At 49.8% G+C, this 22,528-nt stretch carries 24 protein-coding genes, 1 tRNA gene and 1 pseudogene; 18 read left to right on the top strand and 8 right to left on the bottom strand.

The window, feature by feature from the left end; genetic code table 11:
• Position 1: 1 nt before the first annotated feature.
• Positions 2–274, bottom strand: coding sequence for a 50S ribosomal protein L27 (gene rpmA / locus BBW69_RS06005; RefSeq protein ID WP_002212328.1), 273 nt, complete (start codon positions 272–274; stop codon positions 2–4).
• Between the two features lie 27 nt (positions 275–301).
• Positions 302–610: a 50S ribosomal protein L21 gene (gene rplU / locus BBW69_RS06000; protein ID WP_002216394.1), complete on the bottom strand. Its 309-nt coding sequence runs from the start codon at positions 608–610 to the stop codon at positions 302–304.
• Positions 611–832: 222 nt separating this feature from the next.
• Between rplU and BBW69_RS05995 the strand changes: the two genes are divergently transcribed.
• The 4 genes from BBW69_RS05995 to pilB all read left to right on the top strand — a co-directional run bounded on the left by BBW69_RS05995 (position 833) and on the right by pilB (position 4,284).
• Positions 833–1,807, top strand: coding sequence for a polyprenyl synthetase family protein (locus tag BBW69_RS05995; RefSeq protein ID WP_188210738.1), 975 nt, complete (start codon positions 833–835; stop codon positions 1,805–1,807).
• A gap of 4 nt (positions 1,808–1,811) precedes the next feature.
• Positions 1,812–2,258, top strand: coding sequence for a DUF441 domain-containing protein (locus BBW69_RS05990; RefSeq protein WP_003676595.1), 447 nt, complete (start codon positions 1,812–1,814; stop codon positions 2,256–2,258).
• A gap of 20 nt (positions 2,259–2,278) precedes the next feature.
• Positions 2,279–2,350, top strand: a tRNA-Arg gene (locus tag BBW69_RS05985).
• Between the two features lie 257 nt (positions 2,351–2,607).
• Positions 2,608–4,284, top strand: a complete 1,677-nt coding sequence (pilB, locus tag BBW69_RS05980) for a type IV-A pilus assembly ATPase PilB (RefSeq protein WP_108043478.1) — start codon at positions 2,608–2,610, stop codon at positions 4,282–4,284.
• Positions 4,285–4,376: 92 nt separating this feature from the next.
• On the opposite strand, the gene BBW69_RS05975 is transcribed toward pilB, so the two are convergent.
• The 4 genes and pseudogenes from BBW69_RS05975 to BBW69_RS05960 form a co-directional block, all read right to left on the bottom strand.
• Positions 4,377–4,586, bottom strand: coding sequence for a DNA gyrase inhibitor YacG (locus BBW69_RS05975; protein ID WP_039854241.1), 210 nt, complete (start codon positions 4,584–4,586; stop codon positions 4,377–4,379).
• Positions 4,579–5,211: a dephospho-CoA kinase gene (gene coaE / locus BBW69_RS05970; protein WP_003676589.1), complete on the bottom strand. Its 633-nt coding sequence runs from the start codon at positions 5,209–5,211 to the stop codon at positions 4,579–4,581. Before coaE ends, BBW69_RS05975 begins: the two co-directional genes overlap by 8 nt.
• A 1-nt stretch (position 5,212) precedes the next feature.
• Complete coding sequence (locus BBW69_RS05965; RefSeq protein WP_107959658.1) at positions 5,213–6,073, bottom strand: A24 family peptidase; 861 nt, start codon at positions 6,071–6,073, stop codon at positions 5,213–5,215.
• Between the two features lie 73 nt (positions 6,074–6,146).
• Positions 6,147–7,378: pseudogene (locus tag BBW69_RS05960) on the bottom strand (type II secretion system F family protein).
• A gap of 357 nt (positions 7,379–7,735) precedes the next feature.
• Between BBW69_RS05960 and pgi the strand changes: the two are divergent.
• The 4 genes from pgi (at position 7,736) to mscL (ending at position 11,951) form a co-directional block, all read left to right on the top strand.
• Entirely contained in the window at positions 7,736–9,379 is a 1,644-nt protein-coding gene (pgi, locus tag BBW69_RS05955; RefSeq protein WP_188210737.1) for a glucose-6-phosphate isomerase, read from the top strand.
• A gap of 209 nt (positions 9,380–9,588) precedes the next feature.
• Positions 9,589–10,410, top strand: coding sequence for a 2,3,4,5-tetrahydropyridine-2,6-dicarboxylate N-succinyltransferase (gene dapD, locus BBW69_RS05950; protein WP_003676582.1), 822 nt, complete (start codon positions 9,589–9,591; stop codon positions 10,408–10,410).
• Positions 10,411–10,576: 166 nt separating this feature from the next.
• Positions 10,577–11,362: an enoyl-ACP reductase FabI gene (fabI, locus tag BBW69_RS05945; RefSeq protein WP_188210736.1), complete on the top strand. Its 786-nt coding sequence runs from the start codon at positions 10,577–10,579 to the stop codon at positions 11,360–11,362.
• A gap of 148 nt (positions 11,363–11,510) precedes the next feature.
• Entirely contained in the window at positions 11,511–11,951 is a 441-nt protein-coding gene (gene mscL, locus BBW69_RS05940) for a large conductance mechanosensitive channel protein MscL (RefSeq protein ID WP_188210735.1), read from the top strand.
• Between the two features lie 58 nt (positions 11,952–12,009).
• Here the strand turns inward: mscL and ilvE are convergent, their stop codons facing one another.
• Positions 12,010–13,008, bottom strand: a complete 999-nt coding sequence (gene ilvE / locus BBW69_RS05935) for a branched-chain-amino-acid transaminase (protein WP_188210734.1) — start codon at positions 13,006–13,008, stop codon at positions 12,010–12,012.
• A 323-nt stretch (positions 13,009–13,331) separates the two neighbouring features.
• On the opposite strand from ilvE, the gene BBW69_RS05930 reads away from it, so the two are divergent.
• The 3 genes from BBW69_RS05930 to gloA are packed head-to-tail and all read left to right on the top strand — an operon-like array spanning position 13,332 to position 15,264.
• Positions 13,332–13,646: a lipopolysaccharide assembly LapA domain-containing protein gene (locus BBW69_RS05930; protein ID WP_107859474.1), complete on the top strand. Its 315-nt coding sequence runs from the start codon at positions 13,332–13,334 to the stop codon at positions 13,644–13,646.
• A 10-nt stretch (positions 13,647–13,656) separates the two neighbouring features.
• The gene (gene lapB, locus BBW69_RS05925; RefSeq protein WP_107996515.1) at positions 13,657–14,826 is read left to right on the top strand and encodes a lipopolysaccharide assembly protein LapB; all 1,170 of its coding nucleotides are present in this window, start codon (positions 13,657–13,659) and stop codon (positions 14,824–14,826) included.
• Between the two features lie 21 nt (positions 14,827–14,847).
• Positions 14,848–15,264, top strand: a complete 417-nt coding sequence (gene gloA, locus BBW69_RS05920; RefSeq protein WP_107859473.1) for a lactoylglutathione lyase — start codon at positions 14,848–14,850, stop codon at positions 15,262–15,264.
• A 143-nt stretch (positions 15,265–15,407) separates the two neighbouring features.
• Here gloA and BBW69_RS05915 read toward each other — a convergent pair whose 3' ends face one another.
• The gene (locus BBW69_RS05915) at positions 15,408–17,741 is read right to left on the bottom strand and encodes a FimV/HubP family polar landmark protein (RefSeq protein ID WP_188210733.1); all 2,334 of its coding nucleotides are present in this window, start codon (positions 17,739–17,741) and stop codon (positions 15,408–15,410) included.
• Positions 17,742–18,037: 296 nt separating this feature from the next.
• Here BBW69_RS05915 and BBW69_RS05910 point away from each other — a divergent pair, with 296 nt between their 5' ends.
• From BBW69_RS05910 to dusA, 7 genes are all read left to right on the top strand, one after another.
• Positions 18,038–18,568, top strand: coding sequence for a septation protein A (locus BBW69_RS05910; RefSeq protein WP_188210732.1), 531 nt, complete (start codon positions 18,038–18,040; stop codon positions 18,566–18,568).
• Positions 18,569–18,570: 2 nt separating this feature from the next.
• Positions 18,571–18,861 (top strand): YciI family protein, encoded by a 291-nt coding sequence (locus tag BBW69_RS05905; protein ID WP_181778420.1) that lies wholly within the window; start codon positions 18,571–18,573, stop codon positions 18,859–18,861.
• On the top strand, positions 18,861–19,139 hold the full coding sequence (locus BBW69_RS05900; protein WP_003676560.1) for a BolA family transcriptional regulator: 279 nt from the start codon (positions 18,861–18,863) through the stop codon (positions 19,137–19,139). The genes BBW69_RS05905 and BBW69_RS05900 overlap by 1 nt, the downstream gene beginning before the upstream one ends.
• Before the next feature lie 39 nt (positions 19,140–19,178).
• On the top strand, positions 19,179–20,045 hold the full coding sequence (locus BBW69_RS05895) for a peptidyl-prolyl cis-trans isomerase (RefSeq protein ID WP_188210731.1): 867 nt from the start codon (positions 19,179–19,181) through the stop codon (positions 20,043–20,045).
• 70 nt (positions 20,046–20,115) lie between these two features.
• Positions 20,116–20,874: a peptidyl-prolyl cis-trans isomerase gene (locus tag BBW69_RS05890; RefSeq protein ID WP_188210730.1), complete on the top strand. Its 759-nt coding sequence runs from the start codon at positions 20,116–20,118 to the stop codon at positions 20,872–20,874.
• Between the two features lie 75 nt (positions 20,875–20,949).
• A complete protein-coding gene (dtd, locus tag BBW69_RS05885; protein ID WP_188210729.1) occupies positions 20,950–21,411 on the top strand; it encodes a D-aminoacyl-tRNA deacylase in 462 nt (153 codons plus the stop codon).
• A gap of 49 nt (positions 21,412–21,460) precedes the next feature.
• Positions 21,461–22,471, top strand: coding sequence for a tRNA dihydrouridine(20/20a) synthase DusA (gene dusA / locus BBW69_RS05880; RefSeq protein ID WP_188210728.1), 1,011 nt, complete (start codon positions 21,461–21,463; stop codon positions 22,469–22,471).
• The last annotated feature ends 57 nt before the right edge of the window (positions 22,472–22,528 follow it).

The following is a 22,528-nucleotide window of genomic DNA, read 5'->3' as shown; positions in this document are numbered from 1 at the left end:
ATTATTCTTCAGAACCGGTGTAAGGGCGGATGCTTACGGTTTTACGGTTCAGTGCGCCTTTGGTTTTGAATTCAACGTAACCGTCGACTTTAGCAAACAAAGTGTGGTCTTTGCCCATGCCTACGTTGTCACCTGCGTGGAATTTAGTACCACGTTGACGAACGATGATAGAGCCTGCCGGAATCAGCTCGTTGCCGTAGGCTTTGACGCCCAAGCGTTTGGCTTCTGAATCGCGACCATTGCGGGTGCTACCGCCTGCTTTTTTACTTGCCATTTGTAATACTCCTGAACTTACTTGAAATTAGGCGATTGCCACGATTTCGATTTGGGTGAAATTTTGGCGATGGCCTTGGCGTTTTTGGTAGTGTTTGCGACGACGCATTTTGAAAATGCGTACTTTCTCGCCACGACCATGAGCAACGACTTTAGCTGTTACTTTCGCGCCTTCGATAAAAGGTGCGCCTACTTTTACAGATTCGCCGTCAGCAATCATCAAAACTTCAGTCAGTTCGATTTGGCTGTCGAGTTCGGCTGGTATCTGTTCTACTTTCAATTTTTCGCCAACGGAAACTTTGTATTGTTTACCGCCGGTTTTTACGACCGCGTACATACTCAACTCCATGAGAATTAGGTTAACATTCCGCACACCATTATGCGGAACTCGAAATTATATTGCTATTTATTTGTTTCGTCAAAATTTTGTGTTCCAGGTAATCTTAATGCCGTCTGAAAGATGTGCCGTAATGGCTTTACTGATATAATGTTACGTTATTTCAAATTAGCTTTAAGCGGTATTTGCCGTTTGATGGAAGCGTAAACCTGAGAGTCTGCCATGCTCGAAAATCTGCCTTATTTCCAGAAACACCTGTCTGAAGACCTTGCCAAAGTCAATGAAGTTATCAATCGGGCGGTACAGTCTGATGTTGCGCTGATTTCGCAAATCGGTACATATATTATCAGCGCAGGTGGCAAGCGGTTGCGTCCGATTATGACGATTCTGGCAGGACGGTCAGTGGGATACGACAATGAGAAACTGTATTCGCTGGCGGCAATGGTTGAGTTTATCCATACTTCAACGCTGTTGCACGATGATGTGGTCGATGAAAGCGATTTGCGTCGCGGAAGAAAGACGGCAAACAACCTGTTTGGTAATGCCGCTGCGGTTTTGGTTGGTGATTTTCTTTATACGCGTGCTTTTCAGTTGATGGTCGGTTCCGGCAGTATGCGTATTTTGGAAGTAATGGCGGACGCAACCAATATTATTGCCGAAGGCGAAGTTATGCAGTTGATGAACATCGGCAATACGGATATTACCGAGGAAAAATATATTCAAGTAATCCAATATAAGACGGCAAAATTGTTCGAAGCGGCCGCACAGGTCGGCTCGATTTTGGGAAATGCCCCTCCTGAATGCGAACAGGCGTTGAAAGACTACGGCATGTATGTCGGTACTGCTTTCCAAATCATTGATGATGTACTGGACTATTCAGGCGAAACAGAAGAAATCGGCAAAAACGTCGGTGACGACTTGGCGGAAGGAAAGCCGACCTTGCCTTTGATTTATTTGATGAGGCAAGGGTCTGAACAGGTTGCAAACGATGTGCGTTCGGCTTTGGAAAATGCCGACCGCAGTTATTTTGCAAAAATCCATGAGTATGTCGTCCGTTCGGATGCGTTGGCATATTCGATAGGTGAGGCGCGCAAAGCAGTCGATTGCGCAATTGCCGCTTTAGATGCCTTACCTGACAGTGAGGCGAAAGAAGCGATGATCCGGTTGGCGCAGGAATCTTTAGTCAGGGTGTCTTGACCCGATGAATGTTAGTTTTGTTTCCCTATTTTTAGTTACGCTGATTTTTCTAGGAGTAATCAGCCAAAACAATTCGATTACGATTTCGGCAACCGTATTGCTGCTGATGCAGCAGACAGCATTGGTGCAATTTGTTCCTTTGGTTGAGAAACACGGGTTGAATATCGGTATCATTTTTTTGACTGTCGGGGTGTTGAGTCCGCTGGTTTCCGGTAGGGTGCAGGTGCCACCGGTTGCCGAGTTTTTAAATTTTAAAATAATAGCCAGTGTTCTTATCGGTATTTTTGTGGCTTGGCTGGCCGGACGTGGCGTATTTTTAATGGGGCAACAGCCGGTGTTGGTGGCAGGTCTGTTAATCGGCACGGTTATCGGGGTTGCGTTTATGGGTGGTATTCCTGTTGGCCCGCTGATTGCAGCAGGCATCTTGTCTTTTGTCGTCGGAAAGGTTTAAAATCTCCCTTTTCATTTTGGCTCGCCATAGTTCAATGGATAGAACGTATGCCTCCTAAGCGTAAAATACAGGTTCGATTCCTGTTGGCGAGGTTTAATGATTTATATTGATAAATTTTCCGTATTTAGAAATGTATGATAGGAAGCCTTTCAGTATTGGAAGGCTTTTTTGTTGGTTGGAAACGTTTTTTGCTTGAGAAACCGACCGTTAGGGCGATAAAATTATAAATTGTCTTTTGGGGTTCTAAAGGGTGTGCCGGTTTTCGGGTGGTTTTTTATTGCTGTTCCGTCAGTCGTTTATGATAAAAGTTGTATCGGTATAACAATAAATAAATTCAGGGGTAGGTCGTATGAGTGTTGGTCTTTTAAGGACTTTGGTACAAAACCAAGTGGTTACTGTCGAACAGGCAGAGCATTACTATAAGGAGTCGCAGGCAGGGAAGGAAGTTTTGCCGATGTTGTTTTCAGACGGCATTATTTCCCCAAAGTCGCTTGCTGCATTGATTGCCAGGGTGTTCAGTTATTCGGTGCTTGATTTGAGTTACTATCCGCGCCATAGGGTACTGATGGGCGTGCTGACCGAGGAACAGATGGTAGAGTTCCGTTGTGTGCCGATTTTCCGACGGGATAACAAGGTATTTTTTGCGGTTTCTGATCCGACGCAGATGCCTCAGATTCAGAAGACCGTTTTTGCGTCAGGGATTTCGGTTGAGTTGGTGATTGTCGAAGACGATCGGCTGGCCGGGCTGTTGGAATGGGTGGGTTCGCGCTCGACTGCGTTGCTTCAGGAAATCAGTGCGGAACAGGAAGAGCAGGAAAGCCATACTCTGTATATTGATAATGAAGAGGCGGAAGACGGTCCTGTACCGAGGTTTATCCATAAAACTTTGTCGGATGCTTTGCGCAGTGGGGCATCGGATATTCATTTTGAGTTTTACGAACATAATGCGCGTATCCGGTTCCGTGTGGACGGGCAGCTTCGCGAGGTAGTCCAACCCCCGGTTGCGGTGAGGGGGCAGCTTGCTTCTCGGATTAAGGTAATGTCGCGCTTGGATATTTCCGAAAAACGCATACCTCAGGACGGTAGGATGCAATTGACCTTCCAAAAGGGTGGCAAGCCTGTCGATTTCCGTGTCAGTACGTTGCCGACGCTGTTTGGCGAAAAGGTTGTGATGCGGATTTTGAATTCTGATGCTGCTTCTTTGAATATCGATCAGCTTGGTTTCGAGCCGTTTCAGAAGAAATTGCTGTTGGATGCTATCCACCGTCCTTACGGCATGGTGTTGGTAACCGGTCCGACAGGTTCGGGAAAGACTGTGTCGCTCTATACCTGTTTGAATATTTTGAATACGGAGTCGGTAAACATTGCAACGGCGGAAGATCCTGCCGAGATTAACCTGCCGGGCATTAATCAGGTTAATGTTAATGAAAAGCAGGGGTTAACTTTTGCCGCAGCCTTGAAGTCTTTTTTGCGTCAGGATCCTGACATTATCATGGTCGGTGAGATTCGTGATTTGGAAACTGCCGATATTGCGATTAAGGCGGCACAAACAGGGCATATGGTGTTTTCTACCCTGCATACTAATAATGCGCCGGCAACATTGTCACGTATGCTGAATATGGGTGTTGCGCCGTTTAATATTGCCAGTTCGGTCAGCCTGATTATGGCGCAGCGCCTGTTGAGGAGACTGTGCCCGAGTTGTAAACAGGAAGTGGTACGTCCGCCTGTTTCTGCGTTGAAGGAGGCGGGTTTTACAGATGAAGACCTTGCAAAGGATTGGAAGCTCTACCGTGCGGTTGGTTGCGACCGCTGTCGGGGCAAGGGTTATAAGGGGCGTGCCGGTGTCTATGAGGTTATGCCTATCAGCGAGGAAATGCAGCGTGTCATTATGAACCATGGTACAGAAGTGGATATTATGGACGTTGCTTATAAGGAAGGTATGGTTGATTTGCGCCGTTCCGGTTTGTTGAAAGTTATGCAGGGTATTACTTCGTTGGAAGAGGTAACGGCAAATACCAACGATTAGGTTTAAGAATGAAAATGCCGTCTGAAACATGTTTGTTTCAGACGGCATTTATTTTGAGCAGTAGAGGGGGCGGTCAGGCGGATTTTTTAAAATCAGCGGTATATACACTCAAATTCGGATATTTCCAATAAACCTTCTTCTTGGGCTGTAACCGTATATTCCTCATCTGCCCATCCGCCTAAGTCTGTCAGTTTGCAGCGTTGCGAACAGAAGGGGCGGAATGTGTTTTCCGGTTTCCATATTACTGATGTTCCGCATGTCGGGCATTTAACTGACAGGCATGTTTGTTCCGGTTCAGCCATGGTGTTTTTCCTGTATCTGTTGCATGGTGAAGATGCTTGAGTAAAATGTGTGCAACCGCCTTATTTTATCATGCAGGTGTTTAATGTTGCCATCATTAAGCAGTGCATCATCCGTAAGGAGCAGGCGGTCCCGGTCTTCGGCTTGATGGCGGATAATGTCCGATACTGCCTTACGGGACAGGCCGCTGCGTTTCATGACTCTGACAATACGCTCTTCCAAAGGGGTGCTTATTGTCAGCACGCGCTGTATTAATTTCATGAATTGACGTTTTTCTGTCAGCAGTGGGATTTCGACAATGCCGTAGGGTGCGTCGTTAAATGTTTCTTGCTGTTTTTTGATTTCTGAGAAAATCAGCGGCAACATCACAGATTCAAGCAGGGTTTTTTGGGTGTTTGAGGCAAATACTTCTTTACGCAACATGTCGCGTTTCAACACACCTTGATCATCGAAGAAGCGGTCGCCGAATAATTGTCTGATTTTTGGAAGGGCAATGCCGTCTGAATCTGTCAGTGCATGTGCTACCGCATCCGCATCGATACGCGGTACGCCTAAATCTGCAAAATATTGTGCCGCCGCCGATTTACCGCTGCCGATTCCTCCGGTCAGTCCGACCCATATAGCCATATCACAGTCCCGAATGGGTAAGCCACCAATTGACCGCACGAAGTACGGAATCGTTTGCTGCGAAGATAATCCAGCCTGAGATTGCCAGTGCGGGACCGAAGGCAAAATATTGCCCTTTGGAGATGCGCATGATGACTGCCATTGCCAAGCCGACCAGTGCGGCAAGGAACACCAGAACGGGTAGTACGGATATGCCGAGCCACGCTCCTAATGCGGCAAGCAGTTTGAAGTCGCCGTTACCCATGCCGATTTTTCCTGTAAGCAGTTTATACACTGCACATAAGAGCCATAATGAACCGTAGCCGGCAACCGCGCCTGAAACCGCCGATTGTAAAGACACGAAATCCCCGTTAAAGTTGAACAGCAGCCCCAGCCAAATTAAGGGTAAGGTCATTGAATCGGGCAGATATTGGGTATCTGCATCGATGAGGGTAAGGGAAATCAAAAATGCGGTCAGTATCAAACCACCCAGTGTAATCCAAGACCAGCCGTATTGCCATGCGACCAGGCCGAACAATATGCCGGTCAATAGTTCGATTAAGGGATAGCGTATGCTGATTTTGGTTCGGCAGGAGGCACATTTCCCGCGCAGGAATAGGTAGCTGACAATCGGAATATTCTGCCATGCGCGTACTGGTGCGCGACATTTCGGGCAACAGGAATCCGGTTTCATCAGGTTGAAGGTACGGCTTTCCTCATCGGTCAGCGGCAGGTTTAAATGTTCTTTGGCAAATGCCGTCCAACCGCGCTCCATCATGACCGGTATGCGGTAAATGACGACGTTTAAGAAACTCCCGACCAGCAGCCCGAACACCGCTGCCAACGGTACGACAAATGCCGACAATATAGACAAATCAGACATATTTTGTTCTCAGTGTATTCAATACAAAAACAAACCGGCGCAGAATGAGTCCGCGCCGGGTTTGTGCGGCAAATCAGCCGATCACACTACCCAAGTTGAACAATGGCAGATACATTGCTACTAGGAGCGTACCAATAATCAGACCTAAAACTACGATAATAATCGGTTCCATCATGGCGGACAGGCGGCCGACAGCATTGTCTACCTCGTCTTCATAAAACTCAGAAGCTTTATTGAGCATGTCATCTAAAGAGCCCGATTCTTCACCAATGGATGCCATCTGTACCATCATGTTGGGGAAAAGTTCCGTTGCACGCATCCCGGAGGTCATCGACAGGCCTTGGATTACGCGTGTGCGGATTTCATGGGTGGCCTCCTCATAAATTATGTTGCCTGCCGCACCAGCCGTAGAGTCCAATACGTCAACAAGCGGTACGCCCGCTGCAAACAATGTTGCCGTCGTCCTACCCCACCGTGCAATGGTTGCTTTGCGTACGATTTCTCCGAAAATCGGCATACGAATCAGCAATGCGTCCATACGGCGTGTATTTTGGGTGAGCGCTCTTTAAGTTTGAGGAAGCCGTATATTGAACAGCCAAGCGCAATCAGGATTATCCAGCCGTATGCGACAAAAAACTCGGAAATATCCATGACGGCCTGAGTCAGCGCGGGTAATTCGGCACCCATATTGGAATAAACTTCTTTAAACGCCGGCAGTACGAAGATCATCATGACAAATACCAAGCCGATGGCGACGGCAATTACCGATATCGGATAAGTCAGTGCAGTTTTTACTTTTTTACGGATGGATTGGGTTTTTTCTTTATAGACTGCCAGTTTATCCAGCAGGCTTTCCAATACGCCGCCCATTTCACCTGCAGAAACCAGATTGCAGTAGAAGCGGTCGAAGTATTTGGGATAGCGTGAGAATGCGCGACTCAGGGTGGTGCCCTGTTCTACTTCACTACGGATTTCCATCAACATTTCCGTCATGGACGGGTTGGCATGACCGCGCGCCACAATCTCAAATGCCTGCATCAGCGGTAGGCCCGCTTTCATCATAGTTGCCAACTGGCGAGTGAAGACGGTAATGTCTTCTTGCGTAATTTTGCGTTTTGAAGTTGTTTTTATACGGCTAATCTGTAACGGGCGGATGCCGCGTTTTGTCAGTTTCTTGCGTGCCTCTTCTTCGGTAAACGCAGATACTTCGCCGTTGACTATTTTGTCGGAGGCAGAATGCCTGCCTTCAAAGATAAAGCGTTTTTCTTTCTTTGAAAATAAAGAAAGTCCCCCGTTTTTAGCCATATCCCAGCCCCGTAAAATAATTGGAATAAAATAAATATAAGAAATACCGTTAAAACAATAATATCGGTATTTTACCGATTATATGTAACCATGAGTATGCCCATATGCGGTCGGCAAATGGGGCGTACCCGAGCGAGATTATACCTTATTAAACGGTTGTCTGGCATCTATGCGCATGCAATAAATCTTGTAGGATGTTGTTGTGGGTTAAATTCCGACCGGAGGGTATTTCGCTATATGGAAATAAGGTGCTATTGAACGCGGAGGGTGGTGTTTCGGAGATTCGCCAAAGCAGCTTTCGTTTGTTACACTGCATTCTGTTATATTTTTAATCCGAATCTAGAATCAAGGAAAATTATGGATGCTTTTACCCGGGCGTGGCGGGTGCTTGAACAACATCATCAGGATACGAGACATATTCTTTTGCGCGACCGTTTTGCCTGCGAACCGGACCGCTTTGACCGTATGCACGAACGTTTGAACGGCATGTTGTTCGATTACAGCAAGAACCGGCTTGGGGAAGATACGCTTCAACTGCTCTGTAACCTTGCAGATGCGGCAGGGCTTGGACGGAGAATGCATGATTTGCGGACGGGCGCGAAGGTTAACGGCAGCGAAGGGCGTGCCGCGCTGCATACGGCTTTGCGCCTGCCCGACGGTGCGGATGCCGTTTATGTGGACGGTAGGGACGTGTTGCCCGAAATCCGCCGCGAACTTGACCGTGCTTTGGATTTTGCACGTGGTTTGGACGACGGTTCGTACAAGGGGGCGACGGGCAGGCGGATTACGGATTTTGTCCACATCGGCATAGGCGGCTCCGATCTCGGGCCGGCAATGTGCGTTCAGGCGCTCGAGCCGTTCGGACGGCAGATTTCCGTCCATTTTGTTTCTAATGCCGACCCTGCCTGCCTGGATGAGGCCTTATGCCGTCTGAACCCTGAAACAACGGTGTTTTGCGTTGCCAGCAAGTCCTTTAAAACGCCGGAAACCCTGCTCAATGCACAGGCGGTAAAGGCGTGGTACCGCGATGCGGGATTTTCGGAATCGGAAACGGGATGTCATTTTTGCGCGGTATCGGCCGACACGGCGGCAGCGGCGGCTTTCGGTATCGCGCCGGAGCGCGTATTTGCGATGTATGAATGGGTGGGCGGACGCTATTCCGTCTGGTCGCCTGTCGGGCTTCCTGTGATGGTCGCCGTCGGCGGGGCGTGTTTTCGGGAATTGTTGGCGGGGGCGCACGCGATGGACAAGCATTTTTTCAGTACGCCGCCGCGTCATAATATCCCCGTTTTAATGGCGCTGATTGCCGTGTGGTATAACAATTTCCAACATGCGGACGGTCAGACGGCCGTTCCGTACAGCCACAACCTGCGCCTGCTGCCGGCGTGGTTGAGTCAGCTCGATATGGAGAGTTTGGGTAAAAGCCGTACTTCAGACGACAGCCCCGTAGCGTGCAAAACGGGCGGCATCGTGTTCGGAGGGGAAGGGGTTGATTGCCAGCATGCTTATTTCCAGCTTTTGCACCAAGGCACCCGGCTGATTCCTTGTGATTTTATCGTCCCTATGACTGTGCAGGGCAGGGAGGACGAACGCAGCCGGTTTGTTGTTGCCAATGCCTTTGCACAGGCTGAAGCCCTGATGAAGGGCAAAACCTTAGACGAAGCCCGTGCCGAACTGGCAGGCTTGCCCGAAACTGAGCGGGAACGCCTCGCGCCGCACAAAGAATTTCCGGGTAACCGCCCCAGCAACAGCATTTTGATTGACCGTCTTTCGCCCTATAATTTTGGTATGCTGATGGCGGCTTACGAGCACAAAACTTTTGTACAAGGCGTAATATGGAACATCAATCCCTTTGATCAGTGGGGGGTTGAGTATGGCAAACAGTTGGCAAAAACCATAGGCGGCGAATTGCAGCACGGCGCATCGGCACACGATTCCTCGACCGAAGGGTTGATGGCGTTTTATCGGGAATGCCGTCTGAAAAACGACGGCGCGGCATGAAGGTGCTGCTGTTGTTCTGTATTGATTCGGGAGCGGAAAAAGGCATATGCCCGCCGTCTGCCCGATTCCGGAACGCTAATGTTTGGCAACCGCCCGCGTATTGCTGACGAATATGCGTTTGCATGGCACAATAGCGCATTAATTCCCAATAAACGTACTGCCTGAAAATAACGGCAAACGTTCTGAAACATTTCAAATAAGGAAATACCATGTCTTTGCAAAACATCATCGAAACCGCCTTTGAAAACCGTGCGGACATCACCCCGACCACCGTTACCCCCGAAGTCAAAGAAGCTGTGTTGGAGACCATCCGCCAACTCGATTCAGGCAAACTGCGCGTTGCCGAGCGCTTGGGCGTGGGCGAGTGGAAAGTCAACGAATGGGCGAAAAAAGCCGTTCTGCTTTCCTTTCGCATCCAAGACAACGAAGTCCTCAACGACGGCGTGAACAAATACTTCGACAAAGTGCCGACCAAGTTTGCCGACTGGTCTGAAGACGAATTCCGCAGCGCAGGTTTCCGTGCAGTTCCGGGTGCGGTTGCCCGCCGCGGCAGCTTTGTGGCGAAAAATGTCGTTTTGATGCCTTCTTATGTCAACATCGGCGCATACGTTGACGAAGGCGCGATGGTCGATACTTGGGCGACCGTCGGCTCTTGCGCGCAAATCGGTAAAAACGTCCACTTGAGCGGCGGCGTCGGCATCGGTGGCGTACTCGAGCCCCTGCAAGCCAGCCCGACCATTATTGAAGACAACTGCTTCATCGGCGCGCGTTCCGAAATCGTCGAAGGCGTGATTGTCGAAGAAGGCAGCGTGATTTCTATGGGTGTGTTCATCGGTCAATCCACCAAAATCTTTGACCGCACTACCGGCGAAATCTATCAAGGCCGTGTACCGGCTGGTTCGGTTGTCGTATCCGGCAGCATGCCTTCCAAAGACGGCAGCCACAGCCTCTACTGTGCGGTTATCGTCAAACGCGTGGACGCGCAAACACGTGCGAAAACCAGCGTGAACGAATTGTTGCGCGGTATCTGATTCTGGACGGTATGTGCTCTGTTGCAGGCAATGCCGTCTGAACCCGCATCCGGATTCAGACGGCATTGCCGTTTCGTGCAAACAGGGGTATGCATACAGACAAACGGGCAATTTGCTATAATCTGCAGTTTAAGATGAACCAAACACTATCTTTAAAGGACAAAAAATGGGTTTTCTGCAAGACAAAAAAATTCTGATTACCGGCATGATCTCCGAGCGTTCCATCGCTTACGGCATCGCCAAAGCCTGCCGCGAACAAGGCGCGGAATTGGCATTTACTTATGTTGTCGACAAACTGGAAGAGCGCGTCCGTAAAATGGCGGCCGAACTCGGCTCCGAACTCGTGTTCCGCTGCGACGTTGCCAGCGATGACGAAATCAACCAAGTTTTCGTTGATTTGGGCAAACACTGGGACGGCTTGGACGGCCTCGTCCACTCCATCGGCTTCGCCCCCAAGGAAGCCTTGAGCGGCGACTTCCTCGACAGCATCAGCCGCGAAGCGTTCAACACCGCTCACGAAATCTCCGCATACAGCCTGCCTGCGCTGGCCAAAGCCGCACGTCCGATGATGCAGGGCCGCAACGCCGCAATCGTTGCACTGAGCTACTTGGGCGCCGTTCGTGCCATTCCTAACTACAACGTTATGGGCATGGCCAAAGCCAGCCTTGAAGCCGGCATCCGCTTCACCGCCGCCTGCCTGGGCAAAGAAGGCATCCGCTGCAACGGCATCTCCGCAGGCCCGATCAAAACCCTGGCCGCTTCCGGCATCGCCGATCTCAGCAAACTCTTGGGCCACGTCGCTTCCCACAACCCATTGGGCCGCAACGTTACCACTGAAGAAGTCGGCAACACAGCCGCCTTCCTGCTGTCTGACCTGTCGTCCGGCATTACCGGCGAAATTACTTATGTTGACGGCGGTTACAGCATCAATGCCTTGAGTGTTGAAGATTAAACTGATCATATAGGGATGCCGTCTGAAACGGATTCTCTGTTTCAAACGGCCTCGGTTTTTTGATCCAGAAGTATCTATATACCTCAAAATTAATAAATATCATATTGTTTTATTTAAGATTTATTTGCAAACATATTAGGAGTTAAAGATGTCTATCGCTTCAGAATTCAAACAGTTTATTATGCGCGGAAACGTTATCGACCTTGCTGTCGGTATGGTGGTCGGTACGGCGTTCAGCGGTATTGTCAAATCATTGGTGGATGATGTCATCATGCCTCCTATCGGTCTGCTGATCGGCGGCGTTGATTTCTCCAACCTGTTCATCACGTTGAAAGACGGCGCAAGCGTTCCGGAAGCCGGTTATTCGACGCTTGCCGCCGCCCAGGCAGCCGGCGCGGTTACCCTCAATATCGGTCTGTTTGTCAATTCGGTTATCAGTTTTTTGATTATTGCCGCTGCGATTTTTGCTGTGGTTAAGGTGATCAATTCGATGAAAAATGCCTCCGAATCGGAAAAGTCCGAACCTGCGGGACCAAGCGAGGAAATATTGCTGTTGCGAGAGATTCGCGATGCCTTGAACAAAAAATAATCCGGATACAAAAATGCCGTCTGAAGTTGTTTCAGACGGCATTTCCTTATTCGAAATATCAGCACACGCGAACCAGCCAGCCGTGTTTGTCTTCTGCCAAACCGTACTGGATGTCGGTAATCGCCTTACGGATGGCATAGCCGCGTTCTTGGTTCTTCACTTCGATTTCTTTGCCGTCAATCACGAAAGAAGTTACCGGGGAAATGACTGCGGCCGTACCGGTCAGAATTGCTTCCGCACCGTTTTCCACTGCAGCTTTCAGTTCGTCAACTGTGAAATTGCGTTCGCTGACGGTATAGCCCAAATCTTTGGCAACAGTCAGTACGGAATCGCGGGTAACACCGTGGAGGAATTCGTCGGTCAGCGGTTTGGTAATGATTTCATCGCCGTTAATCAAGATAAAGTTAGATGCACCGGTTTCTTGTACGTCGCCGTTCGGGCAGAACAGGACTTGATTTGCGCCATATTCGGCTTTCGCCTTCAGCACCCAGTGCATGGCGGAAGCGTAGTTGCCGCCGCATTTGACGCGTCCCATGTGCGGGGCGCAGCGGATGTGTTCGGTTTCCACCAGAATATTTACGGGGGAGCCGACTTTGAAATAGTCGCCGACGGGGGAAGCTAAAATATACAGCAGGGCGGTTTCGGAAGGAGAACCGGCTTTGCCGATAACGGGATCGGTACCGATTAAGGTCGGGCGCAGGTACAGGGCGGCAGGTGCATCGGGAATTTCATCGGCGGCGCGTTTAACCAATTCAACCAGCGCATCTAGATAAGCTTGGGTTTCGGGGCGCGGTAGGTGCAAAATGTCCGCACTTTGCTGCATGCGCGCGATATTGGCAGTCGGACGGAACAGTACGATTTTACCGTCTGCCTGACGGAAGGCTTTCAGTCCCTCGAAACATTCGCTGCCGTAGTGCAGGGCGTGCGCGCCGGGTGCGAGGGTGAGGTCTTGCGAGGATTGCCATTCGGCAGCCTGCCATTTGCCTTCGCGGTATGCAAGGACGGGCATTTGGGCGTGAAAAACGCTGCCGAATACGGCGGGTACGGGTCTGCTCATGATGAAAAGCCTTTCTTATTCTGATATGAACGGTTTAAATTTGAAGACTGTAAAGATACGCCTGCAAACGGGGTTTTGACAAGTGTGCCGTGGGTTTTTCTGTTGTCTGGATATTCAATCCTTTTCTTTTCAAATGGAAAGATAAGAGCGGTTTGAAAAATTGTCGGTAATTTTTGATGTTTATAAGGCAGGGGTGGCAGGCGGATGCCGTTCGAAACACGCTTGCGTGTCCTATCCGAAACCGTTTAAATCGTTTAAACTAGCACAACCCTTAGTCAGAATGTAAAGCTGTCTGCGGCGGCATTTTTATTTGTGGAGCAATCATGAAACTTATTTATACAGTCATCAAAATCATTATCCTGCTGCTCTTTTTGCTGCTTGCCGTTATTAATACAGATGCGGTTACCTTTTCCTATCTTCCGGGGCAGAGTGTCAATTTGCCGCTGATTGTCATATTGTTTGGCGCATTTGTAGTCGGTATTGTTTTTGGAATGTTTGCATTGTTCGGACGGTTGTTGTCGTTACGTGGCGAGAACGGAAGGTTGCGTGCCGAAGTAAAGAAAAATGCGCGTCTGACGGAGAAAGAGCTGACCGCACCACCGGCGCAAAATGCGCCCGAATCTGCCAAACAGCCTTGAGAAAGCCGATATGGACAATGAATTGTGGATTATCCTGCTGCCGATTATCCTTTTGCCCGTTTTCTTCGCGATGGGCTGGTTTGCCGCCCGCGTGGATATGAAGACCGTATTAAAGCAGGCAAAAAGCATACCGTCGGGATTTTATAAAAGTCTGGATGCACTGGTTGACCGCAACAGCGGACGTGCCGCCAGGGAATTGGCAGAGGTCATCGATCAGCAGCCTCAGTCATACGACCTGAACCTCACCCTAGGTAAGCTTTACCGTCAGCGTGGCGAAAACGACAAAGCCATCAATATGCACCAAACATTGCTTGACTCTCCCGATACAACCGGAGCCAAGCGTGCGCGCGTGTTGTTTGAATTGGCTCAAAACTATCAAAGTGCTGGGTTGGTTGACCGTGCCGAACAGATTTTTCTCAGTCTGCAAGACGGTGAAATGGCGCGTGAAGCCAGACAGCACCTGCTCAATATCTACCAGCAGGACAGGGATTGGGAAAAAGCGATTGAAACCGCCCAACTCCTCAGTCACGACGAACAGACATATCAGTTTGAAATCGCGCAGTTTTATTGCGAACTTGCACAGGCTTCATTGTTTAAGTCCAATTTTGATGTTGCACGTTTTAATGTCGGTAAAGCCCTTGAGGCCAACAAAAGATGTACCCGTGCCAATATGATTTTAGGCGACATTGAATACAGGCAGGGCAATTTTCCTGCATCGGTTGAAGCGTATGCCGCTGTCGAACAGCAAAATCATGCCTATTTGAGCATGGTTGGAGAGAAACTTTATGACGCTTATGCGGCGCAAGGAAAGCCTGAAGAAGGATTAAATCGCCTGATAGGGTATATGCAGACCTTCCCGGAACTTGATTTGATTAACGTCGTGTACGAGAAATCCTTATTGCTCAGGGGGGAGAAAGAGGCTGCACAAACTGCTATCGAGCTTGTTCGGCGCAAACCGGACTTGAACGGTGTTTACCGCCTGCTCGGTTTGAGAATCAGCGATATGGATCCGACTTGGAAAGCCGATGCGGACATGATGCGTTCTGTGGTGGGCAGGCAGCTCCAACGCAGCGTGATGTACCGGTGCCGAAACTGCCATTTCAAATCCCAAGTCTTTTTTTGGCATTGTCCTGCCTGCAGCAAATGGCAGACGTTTACACCAAACAAAATTGAAGTATAAAACATAAAAGGAACATAAAGAATGCGTTTACTCCATACCATGCTACGTGTGGGCAATCTTGAAAAATCCCTTGATTTTTACCAAAACGTCTTAGGTATGAAATTGTTGCGCCGCAAAGACTATCCCGAAGGCAGGTTTACCCTTGCCTTTGTCGGTTATGGCGATGAAGCCGACAGCACTGTTTTGGAGCTAACCCACAATTGGGATACGGAGCAATATGATTTGGGTAATGCCTACGGACATATTGCCGTTGAAGTCGACAACGCCTACGAGTCTTGCGAACGTGTTAAAGAAAAAGGCGGAAAAGTCATTCGTGAAGCAGGTCCGATGATGCATGGCACTACAGTCATTGCCTTTGTTGAAGACCCGGACGGTTACAAAATCGAATTTATCCAGAAACAAAGCGGGGATGATTCGGTTGTTTATACGGATATCTGATACAGGTTGAGAAATGCCGTCTGAAATCTGATAGGGTTTCAGACGGCATTTTTATTTGCAGGTCTCGGTTCTAGGGTATCAAACATAAAAAAGATGCCGTTTAAAGCGGCATCTTTTGTTTGTGAAAGGGTGGTTTGGGGTGATTACATAATGCCCAATTCTTGCGCCAATGCTTGAGCACGTTTGAGTATGTCGCCCTCTGCTTCTTCCAGCAATTCTTTCACTGTTTCGGCAGCGGCATCACGATCGTCAATTTCAAGATACATTTTGGCAAGATCGTATTTCGCTTCGAGTGGTGCGTCGGAACCTACGGATTCCGAGGTAATTGCTGTTTTGTATGCACCGTTTTGGATATTTTCTTCAGGGAGTGAAATGTTCCAGTCTACCGTTTCTGTTTCACTGTCTTTTAGAAAATCGTGCAAATCATTTTCTGCAGTTGTGTTGGACTTAAATACTTCAGAAATATTTTCTGGTGCAGCATCTTCGACGGCAGGTGTTGCAAAAGGTTGCAGCAGGGCGGATAAGTCGTCTGCGGCAGTATTGAAGTTAGCTGCCTTTTCAACGTTTTCACCGATTGCCTCCTTGGTTTCACCTGTTTTCAGGAAGTTATTTAATTCTTCCTGTGTCGGGGCTTCAGCGACAGGTTCTTCCAAGACGGTTTCTGATGAAGATGCCTTCAGGAAGCCTGACAGTCCGGATAGAGCATGTATGTCTGATGCAGGTTCTTCAGCTTCTGTTTTTTCCGAGACAAGGGTGTTGCTTGGGAACAGGTTGTTGTAGAAATCAGTGTCGATTTCCGCCTGTACGCTTTCCTGTTCGGCAGGTTGTGGTTGAGGTGTATCGATTATGATCTCGACAGGGTTATACGGATTGACGGGTTCGGGCTCGTACACGCTGTCAGTGGATTCTATATCGTTCCAATCGGCATGTTCACGTTTTTGGGTTTCTTCATCCTGAGTGAGCGCACTGGACAAGATGCCGTTTTGGGCGGTTTCCAAATTATCGAAATTTAAGTCGATGTGGTTGGAAGGTGTATCACTCTCTAAATTGAATGTTTGCGTTTTCGATAATTCTTCTTCGGATTCTTCACTTAATGCGAGAGGGATATTTCCGCCGGTTTCTTGGGTGGGTGTGCTTTCGGTTTCGGTAAAGGTAATTTCTATGCCGTCGTCAGCCGCGTCGTCGAGGCCAAACCCTGCTTCTTTTTCGAAAACAGGTTCTTCCGTACGGCGTGCGCGTTTGGATTGTGCAAGGCGCAAAAGCAACAGCAGGATAATCAGAGCCGCACCGCCGCCGGCAAGCAGCATGGTGTACGAGCCGTCGAACAGTTCGCTCAACAGTCCGTCGGCGGTTTCCCCTTCGGCAGATGCCTGTTCGACAGGTTCGGCAGCAACTTCGCTGGCAGGTTCGGCAATAGGCTCAGATACGGCATGATTGGTTTCGTCAGCCAATGCATTGATAGTAGAAGCGGCAGTTTCCCCGGATGCGGGTTCGGCAGTGATGGCAGACGCTGCTTCCGGTATTGCGGTGTTTTCGGCAGGTACGGGGTTGCGTTCAACCGCTGCCGAAGCAGGCGCTTCCGTGGCGGCAGGTTTGGCGGCGGGTTGGACAACCGGTTTGTCTGTTTTTTCTTCGGTAGGTACCGTTGCTTGTTTTTCAAGAGGTTTTTCTGTCGGAGCCGGTTGAGATATTTCAGACGGCATGGTGTCGGTTTTGGATTTTTCCGTTTGCGGCTTGCTGTATTCTTTTCTAACTTTTTTGGGGGCTGCCGCTTTAATTTTGTTCAAATTCGGAATCTGAAGCATGCTGCCTGCACGCAGTTTGCCGTGTCGGGAAATATCCGGGTTCGCTTTAAGCAGCGCATCGATAACTTGTTCGATTGTAAGGTGTTTCGGACGGATGGCGGCAGCTATCCCTTTGACTGTTTCACCTTTGCGGACGGTATGGGTTTTGCTGTTGCGTACCGGTTTTGCGTGTTGTACGTTGGTTTTGCCGGCTGTATTTGCCTCATCTTTTTTATTGGTTTCGCGGTAGGCTTTGTCAGTTTGGCTTTCTTTGGTTTCTGTTCCCGGTGCGGTTTTATGGTTTGCAGAGTGGTTGTCCGAAGAGGGCGTGGGTTTGGTTGTGGCGGATGAATAGCCGACAGGGTCGAGGATGGCGGTGTATTCGCGCACTTGGGCACCTGCGTTAACGCGGAATACCAAAACAGGATCGCGGACGGCTTGCGAGGAGGAAACGGTAATGACGGCTTTATTGCCGAGTTTACGGACTTTGGCGGTCATGCCTTTTTCGGAAACGGTAACGCTGCCGCCGTTGAGCAGGGCTTTGGCTTCTTCTCCGGTTACGGCAATATTGCCGGAAAAGGGTTCGTCAAGATTGGAACGGACATCAAGCCCACCCAGTCCTGCATATGCCTGGAAGGATGCCGCCATGGCAATGGAGGCGGCAATCAGTTTGATTTGTATGTTTTTTTTCAAGATGTATCCCCTAATAGGTTGGCGACTGAATACGGTCTGGACGCGTACAGCCTCATAATTTGGCATTGAAACACAGTCGGGCGGCAGGATATTCGGTATGTGAATGTACTGACCGAAGCTGCATCTGGATGACGGTAATGCACCATTTTTACAAATTATGACATATCTCCATCTTTTTTCAAAAACATCTGTACAGATTTGCACAGGTCAAAACAAAATTTGTTGGTTTTGCAGGTGCAAAAGCAGGGTTCTGCCTGTATGATTAGCGGTTATTTGATTTGCTTTATCATTTGGATATGAAATTTGTCAGCGACCTTTTATCCGTCATCTTGTTTTTTGCTACTTATACCGTTACCAAAAATATGATTGCTGCTACGGCGGTTGCCTTGGTTGCAGGCGTGGTTCAGGCAGTTTTCCTGTATTGGAAGCATAAAAGGCTGGATACGATGCAGTGGGTTAGTCTGCTGCTGATTGTCGTATTCGGCGGCGCAACCATTATTTTTGGCGACAGCCGCTTCATTATGTGGAAGCCGACAGTATTGTTCTGGTGCGGGGCGTTATTCCTGCTGGGCAGCCACCTTGCGGGCAAAAACGGTTTAAAGGCGAGTATCGGCAGGGAAATCTCACTTCCGGATGCCGTATGGGGAAAATTGACGTATATGTGGGTCGGTTTTCTGATTTTTATGGGTATTGCCAACTGGTTTGTGTTTACTAGGTTTGAAGCGCAATGGGTTAACTATAAGATGTTCGGTTCGACTGCGCTGATGCTTGTTTTCTTTATTATTCAGGGTATTTATCTGAGTACCTATCTGAAAAAGGAGGATTGACTGTGGAATATTTTATGTTGCTGGCAACAGACGGGGAGGATGTGCATGAAGCGCGTATGGCGGCACGTCCCGAACACCTCAAACGGCTGGAAACGCTGAAATCGGAAGGACGGCTGCTGACCGCAGGCCCGAATCCTTTGCCGGAGGATCCGAACCGCGTTTCGGGCAGTCTGATTGTGGCGCAGTTCGAGTCTTTGGATGCGGCGCAGGCTTGGGCGGAAGATGATCCCTATGTTCATGCCGGCGTGTATAGCGAAGTGCTGATTAAGCCGTTTAAAGCCGTGTTCAAGTGATGCAGACGGTCGAGCTGATACGCGAACGCCTGCAGGCGCTTGCTCCCGACATCTTGGAAATCGGCGATGAAAGCCACCTTCACAGGGGGCATGCCGGAAATACGGGCGGCGGGCATTATGCCGTACTAGTCGTCAGCCGGCATTTTGAAGGCGTAAGCCGCCTGAACCGTCAGAAAACGGTGAAATCCCTGCTTAAAGATTTGTTTGCAGACGGCATGATTCACGCGCTCGGCATCAGGGCGGCTACTCCTGACGAGTATTTTCATGTTCCGGACTGACTTTGTCCGTCCGAATATTTCAATTAAAGAGAGAAGACTATGAAAGCAAAAATCCTTACTTCCGTTGCGATGCTTGCCTGTTCAGGCAGCCTGTTTGCCCAAACACTGGCAACCGTCAATGGTCAAAAAATCGACAGCAGCGTCATTGATGCCCAGGTTGCCGCGTTCCGTGCGGAAAACAGCCGTGCCGAAGATTCTCCCCGGTTGCGCCAAGCACTGCTGGAAAACGAAGTGGTCAATACCGTGGTTGCGCAGGAAGTCAAACGTTTGAAACTTGACCAGTCGGCAGAGTTTAAAGACACGCTGGCCAAATTGCGTGCCGAGGCGAAGAAGTCGGGTGATGATAAAAAACCGTCTTTTAAAACCGTCTGGTCGGCAGTGGAATATGAATTGAACGGTAGGGCATACGCGCTGCATATCGCCAAAACCCAACCGGTTTCAGAGCAGGATGCAAAAGCCGCATATGACAATATCAGCGGTTTTTATAAAGGTACGCAGGAAGTACAGCTGGGCGAAGTCTTGACCGACAAGGAAGACAATGCGAAAAAAGTGGTTGCCGACCTGAAGGCGAAAAAGGGTTTCGATGCCGTCTTGAAACAATACTCGCTCAATGACCGTGCCAAGCAGACCGGCGCGCCGGACGAATATGTGCCTCTGAAGAATTTGGAACAAGATGCCCTTCCGCTTTATCAGGCAGTGAAAGACTTGAAGAAAGGTGAGTTTACGGCAGTTCCGCTGAAAAACGGCGACTTCTACGGCGTTTATTATGTCAACGACCGCCGCGATGTGAAAGTGCCTTCTTTTGATGAATTGAAAGAACAGATTGCCGGCGATCTTCAGGCAGAACGGATTGACCGTGCCGTCGGTGCATTGTTGAACAAGGCGGATATCAAACCTGTCAAATAAATTTGACAACAGGGTACGGCGGCAAAGACGGCAGGCGAGCGTCCTGCTGCCGTATGAAACCGGGAGTATTATGAAACAGAAAAAAACTGTTGCCGCCGTTCTTGCAGTCGTGTTGGCGGGTATAGCGGCAGCCAAAGCACCCGAAGTCGATCCGGCTTTGGTGGACGAGGTAGTGGCACAAGTCATGCGGCAGCCGGACCGGCATACGGAACAATCCCAAAAACCGGACGGACAGGCAATCCGAAACGATGCCGTCCGTCAACTGCAAACTTTGGAAGTTTTGAAAAACGGGGCGTTGCAGGCCGGATTGGATAAGGATAAAGGCGTTCAAAACCGCTTTAAAATTGCCGAAGCGTCTTTTTACGCCCAAGAATACGTCCGCTTTTTGGAACGTTCGGAAACGGTTTCCGAAAGCGAACTGCATCAGTTTTATGAGCGGCAGACCCGCATGATTAAATTGCAGCAGGTCGGTTTTGCCACAGAGAATGAGGCGCGTCAGGCGCAGCAGCTCCTGCTCAAAGGGTTGTCTTTTGAAGGGCTGATGAAGCGTTATCCGAACAACGAGCAGGCGTTCGATGATTTCATTATGGCGCAGCAGCTTCCTGAGCCGCTGTCTTCCCTATTGGCCGACATGAATCGCGGCGACGTAACCCGAGATCCGGTCAAATTGGGCGAACGCTATTACCTGTTCAAACTCGGCGCGGTTGAGAAAGACCCGGAAGCGCAGCCTTTCGAATTGGTCAAAAACCAATTGGAGCAGGGTTTGAAACAAGAAAAAGTCCGCTTGAAAATCGATGCCCTTTTGGAAGAAAACGGTATCAAACCGTAATGGCATTTTCGATATCGATGCCGTCTGAATCCTTTTCAGACGGCATTATCCGCTTTTAGACAAGGAGGACGGCCGATGCGTGCGGTCATACAGAAAACGGTAGGTGCAAAGGTGGATGTCGTGTCCGAAGCCAGCACGGAAACCTGCGGCAAAATTGACGGCGGGTTTGTCGTGTTGCTCGGTGTAACACATGATGATACCGAGAAAGATGCGCAATATATTGCCGACAAAATTGCCCATTTACGCGTGTTTGAAGACGGTGAGGGCAAGTTGAACCTGTCTTTGAAAGATGTCGGGGGCTCCGTGCTGCTGGTGTCGCAGTTTACGCTTTATGCCGATGCGACAAGCGGCCGGCGGCCGTCATTTTCGAAAGCCGCACCTGCAGAACAGGCAAAACGGCTTTATCTGCATACGGCAGAACTGTTGCGCGGGCACGGGATTCATGTCGAAACGGGACGTTTTCAGACGCATATGCAGGTATCGCTCTGCAATGACGGGCCGGTAACCATCCTGCTGGATTCCGGCAGGCTGTTCTGACTGGATTCCCGGTCGGCCGTATCCTCAAACCTATTTCATCATACCGATAATGAACGACAATACACACACCCTTCCTCCCCGCCGCCTGTCCGTTGCACCGATGCTCGACTGGACGGACCGGCACTACCGCTACCTCGCCCGCCAGATTACCCGCAACACATGGCTTTACAGCGAAATGGTCAATTCCGGCGCGATTGTTTATGGCGACAAAGACCGCTTTTTGACGTTCAACGAAGGCGAGCAGCCCGTCGCCCTGCAACTGGGCGGCAGCGATCCGTCCGATTTGGCGAAAGCGGCCAAAGCCGCCGAAGAATACGGCTACAACGAGGTCAACCTCAACTGCGGCTGTCCCAGTCCGCGCGTGCAGAAAGGTTCGTTCGGCGCGTGCCTGATGAACGAAGTCATGCTGGTTGCCGACTGCCTTAACGCCATGCAGGACGCGGTCGGCATCCCCGTTACCGTCAAACACCGCATCGGCGTGGACAGGCAGACCGAATACCAAACCGTTTCCGATTTCGTCGGCACGCTGCGCGACAAAACCGCCTGCAAAACCTTTATCGTCCACGCCCGCAATGCTTGGCTGGACGGTCTTTCCCCCAAAGAAAACCGCGATGTTCCGCCCTTGAAATACGATTACGTTTACCGTCTCAAGCAAGAGTTTCCCGAGCTGGAAATCATCATCAACGGCGGCATCACCACCAACGAAGCCATCGCCGGACACCTGCAACACGTTGACGGCGTGATGGTAGGGCGCGAGGCATACCACAACCCGATGGTCATGCACGAATGGGACAGGCTGTTTTACGGCGATACCCGCAGCCCGATCGAATACGCCGATTTGGTGCAGCGCCTCTACATATACAGCCAAGCCCAAATCCAAGCCGGACGCGGCACAATCTTGCGCCACATCGTCCGCCACAGCCTCGGGCTGATGCACGGTCTGAAAAACGCCCGCACTTGGCGGCGTATGCTTTCTGACGCAACGCTCTTGAAAGACAACGACGGCAGCCTGATTCTTGAAGCATGGAAAGAGGTTGAGCGGGCAAATACGCGCGAATAGGGCGGGGCTGTATGTGTGAAATGCCGTCTGAAGGTTTCAGACGGCATTTGTGCGTTT

Source organism: Neisseria sp. RH3002v2f (assembly GCF_014596375.1).
GTDB classification, from domain to species: domain Bacteria; phylum Pseudomonadota; class Gammaproteobacteria; order Burkholderiales; family Neisseriaceae; genus Neisseria; species Neisseria cinerea.
Note: the sequence above shows the minus strand (reverse complement) of the source record. Positions and strands in the feature narration are given on the sequence as shown.

Excerpts from the sequence above, each read along its gene's own strand:
- rpmA (WP_002212328.1), bottom strand. The coding sequence starts at position 274 with ATGGCAAGTAAAAAAGCAGGCGGTAGCACCCGCAATGGTCGCGATTCA.
- rplU (WP_002216394.1), bottom strand. The coding sequence starts at position 610 with ATGTACGCGGTCGTAAAAACCGGCGGTAAACAATACAAAGTTTCCGTT.
- BBW69_RS05995 (WP_188210738.1), top strand. The coding sequence starts at position 833 with ATGCTCGAAAATCTGCCTTATTTCCAGAAACACCTGTCTGAAGACCTT.
- BBW69_RS05990 (WP_003676595.1), top strand. The coding sequence starts at position 1,812 with ATGAATGTTAGTTTTGTTTCCCTATTTTTAGTTACGCTGATTTTTCTA.
- pilB (WP_108043478.1), top strand. The coding sequence starts at position 2,608 with ATGAGTGTTGGTCTTTTAAGGACTTTGGTACAAAACCAAGTGGTTACT.
- BBW69_RS05975 (WP_039854241.1), bottom strand. The coding sequence starts at position 4,586 with ATGGCTGAACCGGAACAAACATGCCTGTCAGTTAAATGCCCGACATGC.
- coaE (WP_003676589.1), bottom strand. The coding sequence starts at position 5,211 with ATGGCTATATGGGTCGGACTGACCGGAGGAATCGGCAGCGGTAAATCG.
- BBW69_RS05965 (WP_107959658.1), bottom strand. The coding sequence starts at position 6,073 with ATGTCTGATTTGTCTATATTGTCGGCATTTGTCGTACCGTTGGCAGCG.
- pgi (WP_188210737.1), top strand. The coding sequence starts at position 7,736 with ATGGATGCTTTTACCCGGGCGTGGCGGGTGCTTGAACAACATCATCAG.
- dapD (WP_003676582.1), top strand. The coding sequence starts at position 9,589 with ATGTCTTTGCAAAACATCATCGAAACCGCCTTTGAAAACCGTGCGGAC.
- fabI (WP_188210736.1), top strand. The coding sequence starts at position 10,577 with ATGGGTTTTCTGCAAGACAAAAAAATTCTGATTACCGGCATGATCTCC.
- mscL (WP_188210735.1), top strand. The coding sequence starts at position 11,511 with ATGTCTATCGCTTCAGAATTCAAACAGTTTATTATGCGCGGAAACGTT.
- ilvE (WP_188210734.1), bottom strand. The coding sequence starts at position 13,008 with ATGAGCAGACCCGTACCCGCCGTATTCGGCAGCGTTTTTCACGCCCAA.
- BBW69_RS05930 (WP_107859474.1), top strand. The coding sequence starts at position 13,332 with ATGAAACTTATTTATACAGTCATCAAAATCATTATCCTGCTGCTCTTT.
- lapB (WP_107996515.1), top strand. The coding sequence starts at position 13,657 with ATGGACAATGAATTGTGGATTATCCTGCTGCCGATTATCCTTTTGCCC.
- gloA (WP_107859473.1), top strand. The coding sequence starts at position 14,848 with ATGCGTTTACTCCATACCATGCTACGTGTGGGCAATCTTGAAAAATCC.
- BBW69_RS05910 (WP_188210732.1), top strand. The coding sequence starts at position 18,038 with ATGAAATTTGTCAGCGACCTTTTATCCGTCATCTTGTTTTTTGCTACT.
- BBW69_RS05900 (WP_003676560.1), top strand. The coding sequence starts at position 18,861 with ATGCAGACGGTCGAGCTGATACGCGAACGCCTGCAGGCGCTTGCTCCC.
- BBW69_RS05895 (WP_188210731.1), top strand. The coding sequence starts at position 19,179 with ATGAAAGCAAAAATCCTTACTTCCGTTGCGATGCTTGCCTGTTCAGGC.
- BBW69_RS05890 (WP_188210730.1), top strand. The coding sequence starts at position 20,116 with ATGAAACAGAAAAAAACTGTTGCCGCCGTTCTTGCAGTCGTGTTGGCG.
- dtd (WP_188210729.1), top strand. The coding sequence starts at position 20,950 with ATGCGTGCGGTCATACAGAAAACGGTAGGTGCAAAGGTGGATGTCGTG.
- dusA (WP_188210728.1), top strand. The coding sequence starts at position 21,461 with ATGAACGACAATACACACACCCTTCCTCCCCGCCGCCTGTCCGTTGCA.